This window comes from Streptomyces sp. NPDC002076 (assembly GCF_053593835.1).
The window spans coordinates 240,731-253,041 of sequence record NZ_JBSFDI010000012.1 but is presented as its reverse complement, the minus strand read 5'-3'; the positions used below and the strand labels follow the sequence as shown (position 1 = coordinate 253,041).

Annotated in this window: 13 protein-coding genes and 2 pseudogenes; 6 read left to right on the top strand and 9 right to left on the bottom strand. The window is 70.7% G+C overall.

Going from position 1 to position 12,311, the window contains the following annotated elements; genetic code table 11:
• Window positions 1-358: 358 nt before the first annotated feature.
• Window positions 359-970 (top strand): annotated as a pseudogene (locus ACWCQS_RS25880) (ABC transporter permease); the annotation flags it as partial.
• Window positions 971-1,028: 58 nt separating this feature from the next.
• Here ACWCQS_RS25880 and ACWCQS_RS25875 read toward each other — a convergent pair.
• Together ACWCQS_RS25875 and ACWCQS_RS25870 are read right to left on the bottom strand one after the other, a co-directional pair.
• Window positions 1,029-1,391 carry a four-helix bundle copper-binding protein gene (locus ACWCQS_RS25875; RefSeq protein ID WP_451006645.1) on the bottom strand — a complete coding sequence of 121 codons (363 nt, stop codon included), beginning with the start codon at window positions 1,389-1,391 and terminating at the stop codon, window positions 1,029-1,031.
• Window positions 1,392-1,554: 163 nt separating this feature from the next.
• Entirely contained in the window at window positions 1,555-2,712 is a 1,158-nt protein-coding gene (locus ACWCQS_RS25870) for an acyl-CoA dehydrogenase family protein (RefSeq protein WP_451006644.1), read from the bottom strand.
• A 181-nt stretch (window positions 2,713-2,893) separates the two neighbouring features.
• Here ACWCQS_RS25870 and ACWCQS_RS25865 point away from each other — a divergent pair, with 181 nt between their 5' ends.
• Window positions 2,894-4,237, top strand: coding sequence for a UDP-glucose dehydrogenase family protein (locus tag ACWCQS_RS25865; RefSeq protein ID WP_451006643.1), 1,344 nt, complete (start codon window positions 2,894-2,896; stop codon window positions 4,235-4,237).
• A gap of 108 nt (window positions 4,238-4,345) precedes the next feature.
• Here ACWCQS_RS25865 and ACWCQS_RS25860 read toward each other — a convergent pair whose 3' ends face one another.
• Window positions 4,346-4,852, bottom strand: a complete 507-nt coding sequence (locus ACWCQS_RS25860) for a CGNR zinc finger domain-containing protein (protein ID WP_451006642.1) — start codon at window positions 4,850-4,852, stop codon at window positions 4,346-4,348.
• 98 nt (window positions 4,853-4,950) lie between these two features.
• On the opposite strand from ACWCQS_RS25860, the gene ACWCQS_RS25855 reads away from it, so the two are divergent.
• Together ACWCQS_RS25855 and ACWCQS_RS25850 are read left to right on the top strand one after the other, a co-directional pair.
• Entirely contained in the window at window positions 4,951-5,310 is a 360-nt protein-coding gene (locus ACWCQS_RS25855; RefSeq protein WP_388631837.1) for a VOC family protein, read from the top strand.
• 20 nt (window positions 5,311-5,330) lie between these two features.
• Window positions 5,331-5,723, top strand: coding sequence for a VOC family protein (locus ACWCQS_RS25850; RefSeq protein WP_451006641.1), 393 nt, complete (start codon window positions 5,331-5,333; stop codon window positions 5,721-5,723).
• Between the two features lie 10 nt (window positions 5,724-5,733).
• Here ACWCQS_RS25850 and ACWCQS_RS25845 read toward each other — a convergent pair whose 3' ends face one another.
• Window positions 5,734-6,828 (bottom strand): dipeptidase, encoded by a 1,095-nt coding sequence (locus ACWCQS_RS25845; protein ID WP_451006640.1) that lies wholly within the window; start codon window positions 6,826-6,828, stop codon window positions 5,734-5,736.
• Between the two features lie 125 nt (window positions 6,829-6,953).
• Window positions 6,954-7,385 (bottom strand): hypothetical protein, encoded by a 432-nt coding sequence (locus ACWCQS_RS25840; protein ID WP_451006639.1) that lies wholly within the window; start codon window positions 7,383-7,385, stop codon window positions 6,954-6,956.
• On the opposite strand from ACWCQS_RS25840, the pseudogene ACWCQS_RS25835 reads away from it, so the two are divergent.
• Window positions 7,327-7,545: pseudogene (locus tag ACWCQS_RS25835) on the top strand (alkene reductase); the annotation flags it as partial. The gene ACWCQS_RS25840 and the pseudogene ACWCQS_RS25835 sit on opposite strands and share 59 nt — an antisense overlap.
• Here ACWCQS_RS25835 and ACWCQS_RS25830 read toward each other — a convergent pair.
• The 3 genes from ACWCQS_RS25830 to ACWCQS_RS25820 are packed head-to-tail and all read right to left on the bottom strand — an operon-like array spanning window position 7,485 to window position 10,336.
• Window positions 7,485-8,672 (bottom strand): dipeptidase, encoded by a 1,188-nt coding sequence (locus tag ACWCQS_RS25830; RefSeq protein ID WP_451006638.1) that lies wholly within the window; start codon window positions 8,670-8,672, stop codon window positions 7,485-7,487. The pseudogene ACWCQS_RS25835 and the gene ACWCQS_RS25830 sit on opposite strands and share 61 nt — an antisense overlap.
• 6 nt (window positions 8,673-8,678) lie before the next feature.
• Window positions 8,679-9,200: a 5-(carboxyamino)imidazole ribonucleotide mutase gene (purE, locus tag ACWCQS_RS25825; protein WP_388631847.1), complete on the bottom strand. Its 522-nt coding sequence runs from the start codon at window positions 9,198-9,200 to the stop codon at window positions 8,679-8,681.
• Window positions 9,197-10,336: a 5-(carboxyamino)imidazole ribonucleotide synthase gene (locus ACWCQS_RS25820; RefSeq protein ID WP_451006637.1), complete on the bottom strand. Its 1,140-nt coding sequence runs from the start codon at window positions 10,334-10,336 to the stop codon at window positions 9,197-9,199. Before ACWCQS_RS25820 ends, purE begins: the two co-directional genes overlap by 4 nt.
• Before the next feature lie 182 nt (window positions 10,337-10,518).
• Between ACWCQS_RS25820 and ACWCQS_RS25815 the strand changes: the two genes are divergently transcribed.
• The gene (locus tag ACWCQS_RS25815; RefSeq protein ID WP_451006636.1) at window positions 10,519-11,025 is read left to right on the top strand and encodes a GtrA family protein; all 507 of its coding nucleotides are present in this window, start codon (window positions 10,519-10,521) and stop codon (window positions 11,023-11,025) included.
• 6 nt (window positions 11,026-11,031) lie between these two features.
• On the opposite strand, the gene ACWCQS_RS25810 is transcribed toward ACWCQS_RS25815, so the two are convergent.
• A complete protein-coding gene (locus ACWCQS_RS25810) occupies window positions 11,032-12,303 on the bottom strand; it encodes an ATP-binding protein (RefSeq protein ID WP_451006635.1) in 1,272 nt (423 codons plus the stop codon).
• Window positions 12,304-12,311: the final 8 nt, after the last annotated feature.

Sequence of the window (12,311 nt, the reverse complement as noted above, 5' to 3'; positions counted from 1 at the left end):
AATCGACCGGAAGATCATGACCTATGGCCATGCCCATGGCAAACGCTATAGCCGTCCACAGGAAGGGCAACGGCCATGCACGGATATGGAGATTGACGGAACATCAACAACCGTGATCAACTACGGCGCCAACTCGGGTTGCCGCCATTTGACATGCGACAGGACCGGCTCCCAGCCGGCCGGCGAATCCCCGACGGCGCGTCGGCCCAGGGCTCGGGCGCCACCGCCAACGGTGACCTCCCCTATCTCCCGGTGCAGGTGACGCACAACCCGGACTGGGACAACCGGCTCGACGGACAGAACGTACGGACGACCATCACGGCCGCGGCCACGACCGGAGCGGTTCTCACCGTCCCAACAGCGCAAGCCAAAGGCGCTCATGGGCGCGATGCTGCCCACCAGCACCGCGCTCAAGGCGTTCGGGCCGCCGGCCGACCAGCCGGCCGAGATGATCATCCACACCCGGATCGGCGCGGCCCACCTCATCGCCCGCCAGGCCCCGCTTGCCCTGCTGCCCGCACACCCCCGGCTGCTGCACGCCAGCCCGCCGCCGGACCCGCACGCCCTGCGGGACGCCGTGAACACATCGCTGTCCGGACTGTTCCTCCTGCTGGCCGCCATCTGCCTGGTGATCGGCGCGCTCTGCATCGCCAACACCACGCTGGTGGCGATCCTCGAACGCACCGGAGAGATCGGTCTGCGCCGCTCGCTGGGCGCCCACCCCCGGCACATCGCGGCACAGTTCCTCACCGAGTCCACCACGCTCGGCACACTCGGCGGACTGATCGGCACGGCGATCGGGGTGTGCACGGTCGTCACCGTCGCCCTGGTGCAGCACTGGACCGCCATCGTGGACCCGATGACCGTGCTGCCCGCCCCGCTCGTGGGCTCCGTCGTCGGCCTGCCGGCGGGCCTCTACCCCGCGCTGCGGGCGGCCCGTATCGAGCCGCTGGAGGCGCTGCGGCAGTGACCGTCCGAGGGCACCCGTCCGGGTGCCCTCGCCCCTTTCCGGCTCTCGGCGGCGAGGCTCACATGCCGGCGCCCGCCATCGCACGGCAGGTCTCCGAACAGCGGCGACACGCCTCCGCACAGCGCATCATCTGCGGGTCGTCACGCATGGACATACACGCCTCGGCGCACATCTCGCACACCTTGGCGCAGAGCGTGCACATCTCGGCGGACATGGGCGAACGGCGCATCATCATGTCGGCGCACATGCGGGTCATCTCGGAGCAGTCCATCAGGGCGCGCATGACCTGCATCTGCTGCTGGCCGCCCTTCTGCATGCAGGAGCTCATGGTCTCCTCGCACACGCTGTGGCAGTTCATGCAGGCCTCGATGCACTCCTGCATCTGCTGGGTGAGCGCCGGCATCATCTGGGACTGGGTCATGGCTCCTCCTCGGAGGCGGGGGCCCGGGGCGGACCCCGTGTGCTTCCGTCCTACGTCGCCCCGGCCCCGCGTGCATGTGACCGACCGGTCGTAAGGTGCGCCGCAGCAGCAGAAAGGCGCCCCGGAGGGCGCCTTTCCGAACAGACCCGAAGGTCCTTGCCGTTTACGGCAGGTTGCGGGCCATGACGATCCGCTGGACCTGATTCGTGCCTTCGTATATCTGGGTGATCTTGGCATCGCGCATCATGCGCTCCACCGGGTAGTCGCGGGTGTAGCCGTAGCCGCCGAGGAGCTGGACGGCGTCGGTGGTGACCTCCATCGCGACGTCCGAGGCGAAGCACTTGGCGGCGGCGCCCAGGTAGGTGAGGTCGGCGTCGCCGCGCTCGGAGGCGGCCGCGGCCTGGTAGGTGAGGGCGCGGGCCGCCGAGATCTTCATCGACATGTCGGCGAGCATGAACTGGATGCCCTGGAAGTCGGCGATCGGCTTGCCGAACTGCTTGCGCTCCTGGACATAGCCCTTGGCGTAGTCGAAGGCGCCCTGCGCGACACCGAGCGCCTGGGCGGCGATGGTGATGCGGGTGTGGTCCAGGGTCTTCATGGCCGTCATGAAGCCGGTGCCCTCCTCGCCGATCATGCGGTCGGCGGGGATGCGGACGTTGTCGAAGTAGACCTCGCGGGTCGGGGAGCCCTTGATGCCGAGCTTCTTCTCGGGAGCACCGAAGGAGACGCCCTCGTCCGACTTCTCGACGACGAAGGCGGAGATGCCCTTGGAGCGCTTGGCCGGGTCCGTGACCGCCATCACCGTGTAGTACTCGCTCACGCCCGCGTTGGTGATCCAGCGCTTCACGCCGTTGAGGATCCAGTGGTCGCCGTCGCGGACGGCCTTGGTCTTCATGCCGGCCGCGTCCGAGCCCGCCTCCGGCTCGGAGAGGCAGTACGAGAACATCGCGTCGCCCTTGGCGAGCGGGGTCAGGTACTTCTTCTTCAGCTCCTCGCCGCCGGAGAGGATCACCGGGAGGGAGCCGAGCTTGTTCACGGCGGGGATGAGGGAGGAGGACACGCAGGCGCGGGCCACCTCCTCGATCACGATCACCGTGGCGAGCGCGTCGGCGCCGGCGCCGCCGTACTCCTCGGGGACGTGCACCGCGTGCAGGTCATTGACGACGAGGGCGTCGAGGGCCTCCTGCGGGAAGCGGGCCTCCTCGTCCACCGCCGCGGCGTACGGCGCGATCTTCGCCTCGACCAGGGAACGGACGGCGTCGCGGAGCATGTCGTGCTCCTCGGACGGGCGGTACAGGTCGAAGTCAGCCGATCCGGCCACGGTCTCTCACGCTCCAAAGACGCAGTGATACTGACGCTAATTACCGTTAAGTAACTCAAATTTTAGAGGGCCGCCTGCAGCACGCCTACGTGAGCTACACGACAGCGGGGAAATTGCCCGTCGAGGCACCCGACTATGCTCAGGGGCCGCAACACCGACGTACCCGAGCTGGAGCGCATCCATGAGCCTGAAGATCACCGTGATCGGCACCGGCTACCTCGGCGCCACACACGCCGCGGCCATGGCCGAGCTCGGCTACGAGGTACTGGGACTCGACGTCGTACCCGAGAAGATCGCCATGCTGGAGCGCGGCGAGACCCCCATGTACGAGCCGGGGCTGGAGGAGCTGCTGCGCAGGCACGTGGCCGGTATCGAGGGCTCCACCGGGCGGCTCCGCTTCACCACCGACTGGGCCGAGATCGGCGCCTTCGGTGACGTCCACTTCGTGTGCGTGAACACCCCGCAGCGGCACGGGGAGTACGCGGCCGACATGTCGTACGTCGACTCCGCCGTCTCCTCTCTCGCTCCGCATCTGCACGGCCCGGCCCTGGTCGTCGGCAAGTCGACCGTGCCGGTGGGCTCGGCCGAGCGGCTGGCCGGCTATCTCGCCGAGCACGCCCCGGCGGGCGGCGACGCCGAGCTGGCCTGGAACCCGGAGTTCCTGCGCGAGGGCTTCGCCGTGCAGGACACCCTGCACCCGGACCGGATCGTGGTGGGCGTGCGCAGCGAGCGCGCCGAGAAGCTGCTGCGGGAGGTGTACGCGACGCCGATCGGCGAGGGCACGCCGTTCGTGGTGACCGACTTCCCGACGGCCGAACTGGTCAAGACGGCCGCGAACTCCTTCCTCGCGACGAAGATCTCCTTCATCAACGCGATGGCGGAGGTGTGCGAGGCCGCGGGCGGTGACGTGGCGAAGCTGGCGGAGGCCATCGGGCACGACGACCGGATCGGGAAGAAGTTCCTGCGCGCCGGGATCGGCTTCGGCGGCGGCTGTCTGCCGAAGGACATCCGGGCGTTCATGGCACGGGCGGGCGAGCTGGGCGCGGACCAGGCGCTGACCTTCCTGCGCGAGATCGACTCCATCAACATGCGCCGGCGCGGGCAGATGGTGGAGATGACCCGGGAGGCGCTCGGCGGCGGTTCCTTCCTCGGCAAGCGGGTCGCGGTGCTCGGCGCCACGTTCAAGCCCGACTCGGACGACGTGCGCGACTCGCCCGCGCTGAACGTGGCCGGCCAGATCCACCTGCAGGGCGGCCAGGTCACGGTGTACGACCCGAAGGGCATGGCCAACGCCGGGCGCGTGTTCCCGACCCTCGGGTACGCCGACTCCGCGCGGGACGCCGTCCGGGGCGCCGATGTCGTCCTGCACCTCACCGAGTGGCGGGAGTTCCGCGAGCTGGACCCGGCGGCGCTCGGCGAGGTCGCGGCGGCCCGGCTGATCCTGGACGGCCGCAACGCGCTCGACCCGGAGCTGTGGCGCCGGGCTGGCTGGACGTACCGGGCGATGGGCCGCCCGACCGCATAACCCACGGGACAGGTGACGCCGGTTCGGCCGAGGCTCAGTCGGCCGAACCGGCGTCTTTCCGCATTCTGCACCACCGGACACATACATGGCCGGTGAACTGCCTGTGTCTTACCCCTCCTTGGCCCGGTACCGGCGCATCTTTGCCCGCGCCCCGCACACCTGCATGGAACACCAGCGGCCGCGTCCGGCCGGACTGCGGTCGTAGTACGCCCAGTGGCAGGTCTCGGACTCGCAGGCCTTCAGCCGCATCCAGGTGCTTTGTGTCAGCCCCTCGGCGACGGCGGCGGCGACCCGGGAGAGCAGCGGGGCGTCCGGGGCGGGGGCGAGGGCCGCGGAGCCGTCGCGGTCGTCCACGGCGACGTACAGGGGAGCGCGGGACAGCAGCGTGCCCAGCGGGGTCACCTCGCGGTGCGGCGCGTGCCCGGCGTGCGCGAGCAGCGTGGCCCGCAGCGACTCCCGCAGCTCCCGCGCCTCCGCCAGCCCGTCCTCGGCGATCCCGAAGCGCGCCCGGCCCTCCTCGGTGTCCAGCGTGTCGGCGCCGCTCTCGATGTCCAGCGTGTTGACCAGGGACTCGACCAGCGCCAGGGCTCCGGGGGCGGCCGATCTCTCATTCATGGTTGCGACGTTACCCCCAATGCGGGAGCATGCAGTAACCGTTACCGGTTGCCCGACTCTATGGGTAACCCTGTCCGTGACAACTTACGGAGGTGGTCATGGCTCTCGCCAAGTTCGGTGTCGTGGTACTGGACTGTCCCGACCCCCGTGCGCTGGCCGGCTTCTACGCCGAGGTGCTGGGCGGCACGGTGGAGGGGGACGGCGAGTGGGTCGACCTGAAGGTGCCCGGTGGGACGGCACTGGCCTTCCAGCAGGCGCCCGGGCACGTGCCGCCGAAGTGGCCCGCGCCGGACGACTCGCAGCAGTTCCATCTGGACCTGGTCGTGGAGGACCTGGACGCGGCGGAGAAGGGGGTGCTGGAGCTGGGCGCCAAGCCCCTGGACGCGGAGGACCGCGAGCGGACCTTCCGTGTGTACGCCGACCCGGCGGGGCACCCGTTCTGTCTGTGCGCCTGCTGAGGCGTCCGAAGGAGGACATCATGGCGTCCGTCGCCCGGTTCCGCTCCGTCGTGCTCGACTGCCCCGATCCGCATGCGCTGGCCGCCTTCTACGCGGCGGTGGCCGGGGGCACCCCGGACGCCGAGGACGACGACTGGGTCGTCCTGCGGGTGCCGGACGGGCCGCGGCTGGCCTTTCAGCGGGCCGAGGGGTACGCCCCGCCGGAGTGGCCGCGCGCGGACCGCAACGGCCAGCAGTTCCACCTCGACTTCGACGCGGGCCGGACCTGGGCGGAGATCGACGTGGCCCATGAGCGGTTGCTGGCGCTGGGCGCCCGGCCGCTGGATCTGGAGGACCGGGAGAAGAAGGACTTCCAGGTGTACGCAGACCCGGCCGGGCATCCGTTCTGCCTGTGCCGGATCGACCACCCGTGACCCGGGTGAGCTAGGGGGTGTGCAGCTCGCCGATCCTCGCGTTCGACGACTCCCGGCGGTGCTGCGCGGCGCGGGCCGTGAAGTCCGCGCTGCGCAGCACCCGTTGGACGTTGCCCCAGGTCAGCAGGGACAGCTCGGTCTCGGACCAGCCGCGCCGGAGCAGTTCGGCGATCAGGTGGGGGTAGCGGGAGGTGTCGGCGAGGTCGCGGGGGTGGGCGGCGCCGGAGTCGTAGGTGCCGGACAGGCCCACGCACTCGGCGCCGGCCACGTCGCGGACGTGGTCGAGGTGGTCGGCGACGTCCTGGACCGTCGGCCCGGTCTGCTCGGCGGTCAGCGGCACCATGCACAGGCCCTTCGCCGCGCCCAGCGCCGCGAGCAGTCCGTCGGGCAGGTTGGCCGGGTGGGGGCGCAGGGCGCCTGCGGCAGAGCGGGTGCACAGCACGGGCGTCTTGGACAGCGCGAAGGCGCGTTCGGCGGTGGCCCGGGAGGCGGCGGAGACATCGGCGAGCACCCCGAGCCGGTTCATCTCGCGCACGACCTCCTCGCCGAACCGGGTCAGCCCCGCCTCCCCCGCCCAGGCGGTGCCGGCGAGCGTGAGCACGCGCAGGCCGAGGGCGTGCAGGACGCGCAGGATGCCGAGGGAGTCGTCGAGCGCGGTGGCGTGGGCGGGGCCCAGCACCACGGCGACCCGGCCGCAGTTGCGGGCGTCGATGATCTGCCCGGCATTGCCCACCAGGCGCAGTCCCTCCGGATGGGCCTCGATCACCGCGCGCGCCTGGTCCAGCTGTTCCAGGGTCGCGGAGGTCGCACGGTCGCCGCCGGGGCCCTCGGGCAGGTGCAGCGACCAGAACAGCGCGCTCACGTGGCCCTCACGCATCCGGGGTATGTCGGTGTCGATGGCCGCCTCGCCCAGCTCCAGGTCGTACCAGGACAGATGACGCAGGGCCCACGGCAGTCCGCTGTAGCCGTCGGCGACCGGGTGGGCCGCCAGCAGGGCGTGGGCCCGCTCCAGGGACGCGGACTCCGAGGGGAAGGGGTCGTCCGGCAGGCCGTCACCCTCGTCGACCTCGGTCGGGGAGGGGATGTCGTCCTGGAGGTCGGCCATGGCGGGCTCCGTACGTCGTCGTTGCCTACGCGGTCGTGAGCTACGTCGGGCTGAGGCGTATCGCCACGGTCGCACGGAGGGGAGGATGGCTTCCTGGTGAGTGGGGCGTTCGGGGGTACGGCCGGTCAGGCGTCCCGGGCCGTGGGGATCACCTCGTCCAGGGTCTCCCGGATGGGGGTCCCCCCGCTCGAGCGCAGTCGAGAGTGGGGGAGCCCGAGATCGGCGATCATGCGGTCGATCCGGTCGCGCTCGGCGGTCGGGTCCCGTACCAGGCGCAGGGTGGCGATCGCGGAAGGTCCGCCGTCCCGGTCGCGCATGCAGGGCAGCAGCTGCCGGATCTTCCCGCTGTGCAGCCCGGCCGCGTGCAGCTCCTGGATCCGGATGACGCGGTCGACGGCCGTCTCCGGGCAGTCGCGGTGGCCGCCGGGGATGCGCTCGGCGGTGAGCGGCCCCTGGGTCTCCGTCCGAAGGGGCTGGACCTCGCCTGTCGCGGCAGATGCCGGCGCCGATCTGGTGGCGCTCGGCCGGCCGTTCCTCGCCAACCCGGACCTGGTCACCCGGCTGCGCCTCGGCGCACCGCTCAACCCGGTCCGGGACCGGTCCTTCATGTACGTGGGCGGGGCCGCCGGCTACAACGACCACCCCGCCCTGGCGGGTCAGGCGGAGCCGCCGTCCAGCGACTCGATGGTGGCGTTGGACGGGGCGCGGGTGGCCTGAAGGTCACGGGCCACGTCCTCCGCAGCGCCCAGCACCCGTACCGCGTTCCGCCAGGTCAGCTTGGCCAGGTCGGCCCTGGACCAGCCGCGGTCCAGCAGTTCGGCGAGCAGGTTCGGGTAGCCGGAGACGTCGCCGAGGCCGTCCGGGGTGAAGGCGGTGCCGTCGTAGTCGCCGCCGACGCCCAGGTGGTCGATGCCGGCGACCTCACGCATGTGGTCCAGGTGGTCCGCGACCGTGGACACCGTGGCGATCGGGCGCGGGTTGCGCTCCTCGAAGGCCCGGTGGATCTTCATCGCCTCGGGTCCGGTGTCGAGATGGTGCAGACCGTGGGCGCGCAGGTTGTCGTCGGCCGCGGCCGTCCAGTCGACGGCCGCCTGCAGCACGAACTTCGGCACGAACGTCACCATCGCCACCCCGCCGTTGGCGGGCAGGCGCTCCAGCACGTCGTCGGGGATGTTGCGCGGATGATCGCACACGGCCCGCGCGGAGGAGTGCGAGAAGACCACCGGCGCGGACGTGGTGTCCAGCGCGGCCCGCATGGTCGCGGGGGCCACGTGGGAGAGGTCGACCAGCATGCCGAGACGGTTCATCTCGCGGACCACCTCGCGGCCGAACGCGGACAGACCGCCCACCTTCGGCTCGTCCGTGGCGGAGTCCGCCCAGTCGTTGTTGTGGTTGTGGGTGAGCGTCATGTAGCGCACACCCAGCTCGTACAGACCGCGCAGGGTGCCGAGGGAGTTGTCGATGGAGTGCCCGCCCTCCGCGCCCATGAGGGAGGCGATACGGCCCTCCGCGCGCGCCGCCTCCATGTCGGCGGCGGTCAGCGCGGCCCGCAGATCGGCGGGGTGCCCGGCGATCAGCTGCCGTACGCAGTCGATCTGCTCCAGGGTCGCCGGCACCGCCCCGGGCCGGTCCGAGGGCACATACACCGACCAGTACTGCGCCCCGACCCCGCCCGCGCGCAGCCGGGGGATGTCGGTGTGCAGGTGGTCGTCCTGGCGTACGGCGATGTCACGGGCGGCGAGGTCGTAGCGGACCTGCTGGCGCAGCGCCCACGGCAGGTCGTTGTGGCCGTCGACGACCGGGAACTCGCGCAGCAGGGACCGTGCTTCGTCCAGTGAGGTCATTGCCTGTTACTTCCCGAAGCCGAACCCGCTCGACCCCTCGACTTTCGAGCGCAGCCGCTTGCCCTTCTCGGTGGCCTGGTCGTTGAGGTCCTGCTGGAAGTCGCGCATCTTGTGCAGCAGGTCCTCGTCGTGCGCGGCGAGGATGCGGGCCGCGAGGAGACCGGCGTTGCGCGCACCGGCGACGGAGACGGTGGCGACGGGCACGCCGGCCGGCATCTGCACGATGGACAGCAGCGAGTCCATGCCGTCCAGGTACTTCAGCGGCACCGGCACGCCGATGACCGGCAGCGGGGTGACGGAGGCGAGCATGCCCGGCAGATGGGCGGCACCGCCCGCACCGGCGATGATCACCTTCAGTCCGCGGTCGGCGGCCTGCTCGCCGTAGTTGATCATCTCGCGGGGCATGCGGTGCGCGGAGACGACGTCGACCTCGTAGCCGATCTCGAACTCGTCCAGGGCCTTGGCGGCGGCCTCCATGACGGGCCAGTCGGAGTCCGACCCCATGACGATGCCAACAACGGGGCTCATTCGGTGATCGTGCCTCTCAAGTAGCCGGCAGCGTGACGGGCGCGCTCCAGCACGTCGTCCAGGTCGTCGCCGTAGGTGTTGACGTGGCCGACCTTGCGGCCGGGCTTCACGTCCTTGCCGTACATGTGGATCTTGAGCTTGGGGTCGCGGGCCATGCAGTGCAAGTACGCGGAGTACATGTCCGGGTAGTCGCCGCCCAGGACGTTGACCATCACGGTCCACTGGGCGCGCGGGCGCGGGTCGCCGAGCGGCAGGTCGAGGACCGCGCGGACGTGGTTGGCGAACTGCGAGGTGATCGCGCCGTCCTGGGTCCAGTGACCGGAGTTGTGCGGGCGCATCGCCAGCTCGTTGACGAGGACGCGGCCGTCGCGGGTCTGGAACAGCTCGACCGCGAGGTGCCCGACCACGCCCAGCTCCTTGGCGATGGTCAGGGCCATCCGCTCGGCCTCGAGGGCGAGGGATTCGTCCAGGCCGGGCGCGGGGGCTATCACCGTGTCGCAGACGCCGTTCACCTGCCGGGACTCCACCACCGGGTAGGCCACGGCCTGGCCGTGCGGGGAGCGTACGACGTTGGCGGCGAGCTCGCGGACGTAGTCGACCTTCTCCTCGGCGAGGACCGGGACGCCGGCCCGGAACGGCTCGCTGGCCTCCTCGGCGGTCTCCACGACCCACACGCCCTTGCCGTCATAGCCGCCGCGGACGGTCTTCAGGACGACCGGGAAGCCGTCGCCCTCGGCCGCGAACCGGACCACGTCCTCCGGGTCGGCGACGATCCGGTGCCGCGGGCACGGGATGCCGATCGCGTCGAGCTTTGCGCGCATCACGCCCTTGTCCTGGGCGTGCACCAGCGCGTCGGGCCCCGGACGCACGGGGATGCCGTCCGCCTCCAGGGCCCTGAGGTGCTCGGTGGGTACATGTTCGTGATCGAAGGTGATCACATCACAGCCGCGCGCGAACTCACGCAGCGTGTCCAGATCGCGATAGTCGCCGATGACGACATCGCTCACGACCTGGGCCGCCGAGTCCTGAGGGGTGTCACTGAGAAGCTTGAACCTGATGCCCAACGGGATGCCCGCCTCGTGCGTCATACGCGCGAGCTGCCCCCCGCCGACCATGCCGACTACCGGGAACGTCACACCCCTAGCGTATCGGCCGCGCCGGGACGGCCCGATCGCGTCCCTCTCACAAACTCTTACCAGCCACTTTCCGCCCTCTTTCCGATCTGTTTCCTGGTCTTGGCCTTGTGCACAGGCAGGCGACGGTTCGTCTGGATAGCATGGCTGGGCCGACGAAACCTACGGACAGGAGCTGCACAGCCATGGAACCTCGTTCCTCGGGGCTGCAACGGCTCGTACGCGAGGTGGCCAAGTTCGGCACCGTCGGCGTTGCGGGCATCTTCGTCAACCTCGGCGTGTTCAACCTGGTCCGCCACGTCTCCGACCTGCCGGTGGTGCGCGCGAGCATCATCGCGACCGTGGTCGCCATCGCCTTCAACTACGTGGGCTTCCGTTACTGGACGTACCGGGACCGCGACAAGGGCGGCCGGACCAAGGAACTCACGCTCTTCCTCTTCTTCAGCGCGATCGGCCTGGTGATCGAGAACGGCGTGCTGTACGCGGCGACCTACGGCTTCGGCTGGGACAGCCCGCTGCAGAGCAACGTCTTCAAGTTCGTCGGCATCGGCGTCGCGACCCTGTTCCGCTTCTGGTCGTACCGCACCTGGGTGTTCCGGGTGCAGCCGTCGCAGGAGGCGGAGTCGATCCTGGTGGCCGAGTCGAAGAGGCCGCACGCCGAGCCGAAGCCGAAGTCCCAGCGGGTTCCGTAACCCGGTTCAGCGCACCGTCGGCCGGTCCTCCTCCGCCTTGCGAGTCGGCGGCGTGCGTGACAGGAACAGACCGAACACCGGCGGCTGAGCTTGCAGCAGCTCAAGGCGGCCGCCGTCGGCCTCCGCGAGGTCGCGGGCGACGGCCAGGCCGATCCCCGTGGAGTTCCGCCCGCTGATCGTCCGCTCGAAGATCCGCGCGCCGAGGTCGGCCGGGACCCCGGGCCCCTCGTCGGTCACCTCGACCACGGCCTGGTTGCCGGTGACCCGGGTGCGCAGCGCGACGGTCCCGCCCCCGTGCATGAGGGAGTTCTCGATCAGCGCCGCCAGCACCTGGGCGACCGCCCCCGGCGTGCCGACGGCCTGCAGATGCCGTTTGCCGGAGCTGACGATGGCCCGGCCGGCGCTGCGGTAGGCGGGCCGCCACTCGGCGAGCTGCTGCTGGATGACCTCGTCCAGGTCGAAGGTGACGGCGGAGCCGGTACGCGGGTCGCGGGAGTTCGTCAGCAGCCGCTCGACCACGTCCGTGAGCCGCTCGACCTGGGTGAGCGCGACGTTCGCCTCCTCCTTCACGATGTCCGGGTCGTCCGTGAGGGTGATCTCCTCAAGGCGCATGGACAGCGCGGTCAGCGGGGTGCGGAGCTGGTGGGAGGCGTCGGCGGCCAGCCGCCGCTCGGCGGTCAGCATGCGCCCGATCCGCTCGGCGGAGGAGTCCAGCACATCGGCGACCCGGTCCAGCTCGGGGACGCCGTACCGCTTGTGCCGCGGGCGCGGGTCGCCGGAGCCGAGCCGCTCGGCGGTCTCCGCGAGGTCGGTCAGCGGGGAGGCGAGCCGGTTGGCCTGGCGTACGGCGAGCAGCACCGCCGCGACCACCGCGAGCAGCGCCACCAGGCCGATGATCAGCAGGGTACGGCCGACCTCGCGGGTCACCGCGGAGCGCGGCTCCTGCACGGTGACGGTCTCGCCCTCCTCGCCCTGCTGGGTGGCGCGGATGACATCGCCCCGCGGCTTGGAGCCGATCTCTATCGGCGGCTGCCCCGGCATGCGGATGACCGCGTACTGCTCCTTGCTCACCGGATTGCGCAGCACGTCCGCGTTGACCTTCTCCGCGGCGAGGAGCCGGCTGTCCACGATGCTGGCCAGCCGGATCGCCTCGGAGTCCACCCGCTCCTGGGCGCTGTTGCTGATCGTCCGCGTCTCGACGATCACCAGGGAGATGCCGAAGACGGCGATCACCACGAGGACGACGGCGAGGGTGGACTGGATGAGACGTCGGCGCATGTTCCGTT

Bases quoted from the DNA above. Each gene is read 5' to 3' on its own strand.
- ACWCQS_RS25875 (WP_451006645.1), bottom strand. From the start codon at position 1,391: ATGACCCAGTCCCAGATGATGCCGGCGCTCACCCAGCAGATGCAGGAG.
- ACWCQS_RS25865 (WP_451006643.1), top strand. From the start codon at position 2,894: ATGAGCCTGAAGATCACCGTGATCGGCACCGGCTACCTCGGCGCCACA.
- ACWCQS_RS25860 (WP_451006642.1), bottom strand. From the start codon at position 4,852: ATGAATGAGAGATCGGCCGCCCCCGGAGCCCTGGCGCTGGTCGAGTCC.
- ACWCQS_RS25855 (WP_388631837.1), top strand. From the start codon at position 4,951: ATGGCTCTCGCCAAGTTCGGTGTCGTGGTACTGGACTGTCCCGACCCC.
- ACWCQS_RS25850 (WP_451006641.1), top strand. From the start codon at position 5,331: ATGGCGTCCGTCGCCCGGTTCCGCTCCGTCGTGCTCGACTGCCCCGAT.
- ACWCQS_RS25845 (WP_451006640.1), bottom strand. From the start codon at position 6,828: ATGGCCGACCTCCAGGACGACATCCCCTCCCCGACCGAGGTCGACGAG.
- ACWCQS_RS25830 (WP_451006638.1), bottom strand. From the start codon at position 8,672: ATGACCTCACTGGACGAAGCACGGTCCCTGCTGCGCGAGTTCCCGGTC.
- purE (WP_388631847.1), bottom strand. From the start codon at position 9,200: ATGAGCCCCGTTGTTGGCATCGTCATGGGGTCGGACTCCGACTGGCCC.
- ACWCQS_RS25815 (WP_451006636.1), top strand. From the start codon at position 10,519: ATGGAACCTCGTTCCTCGGGGCTGCAACGGCTCGTACGCGAGGTGGCC.
- ACWCQS_RS25810 (WP_451006635.1), bottom strand. From the start codon at position 12,303: ATGCGCCGACGTCTCATCCAGTCCACCCTCGCCGTCGTCCTCGTGGTG.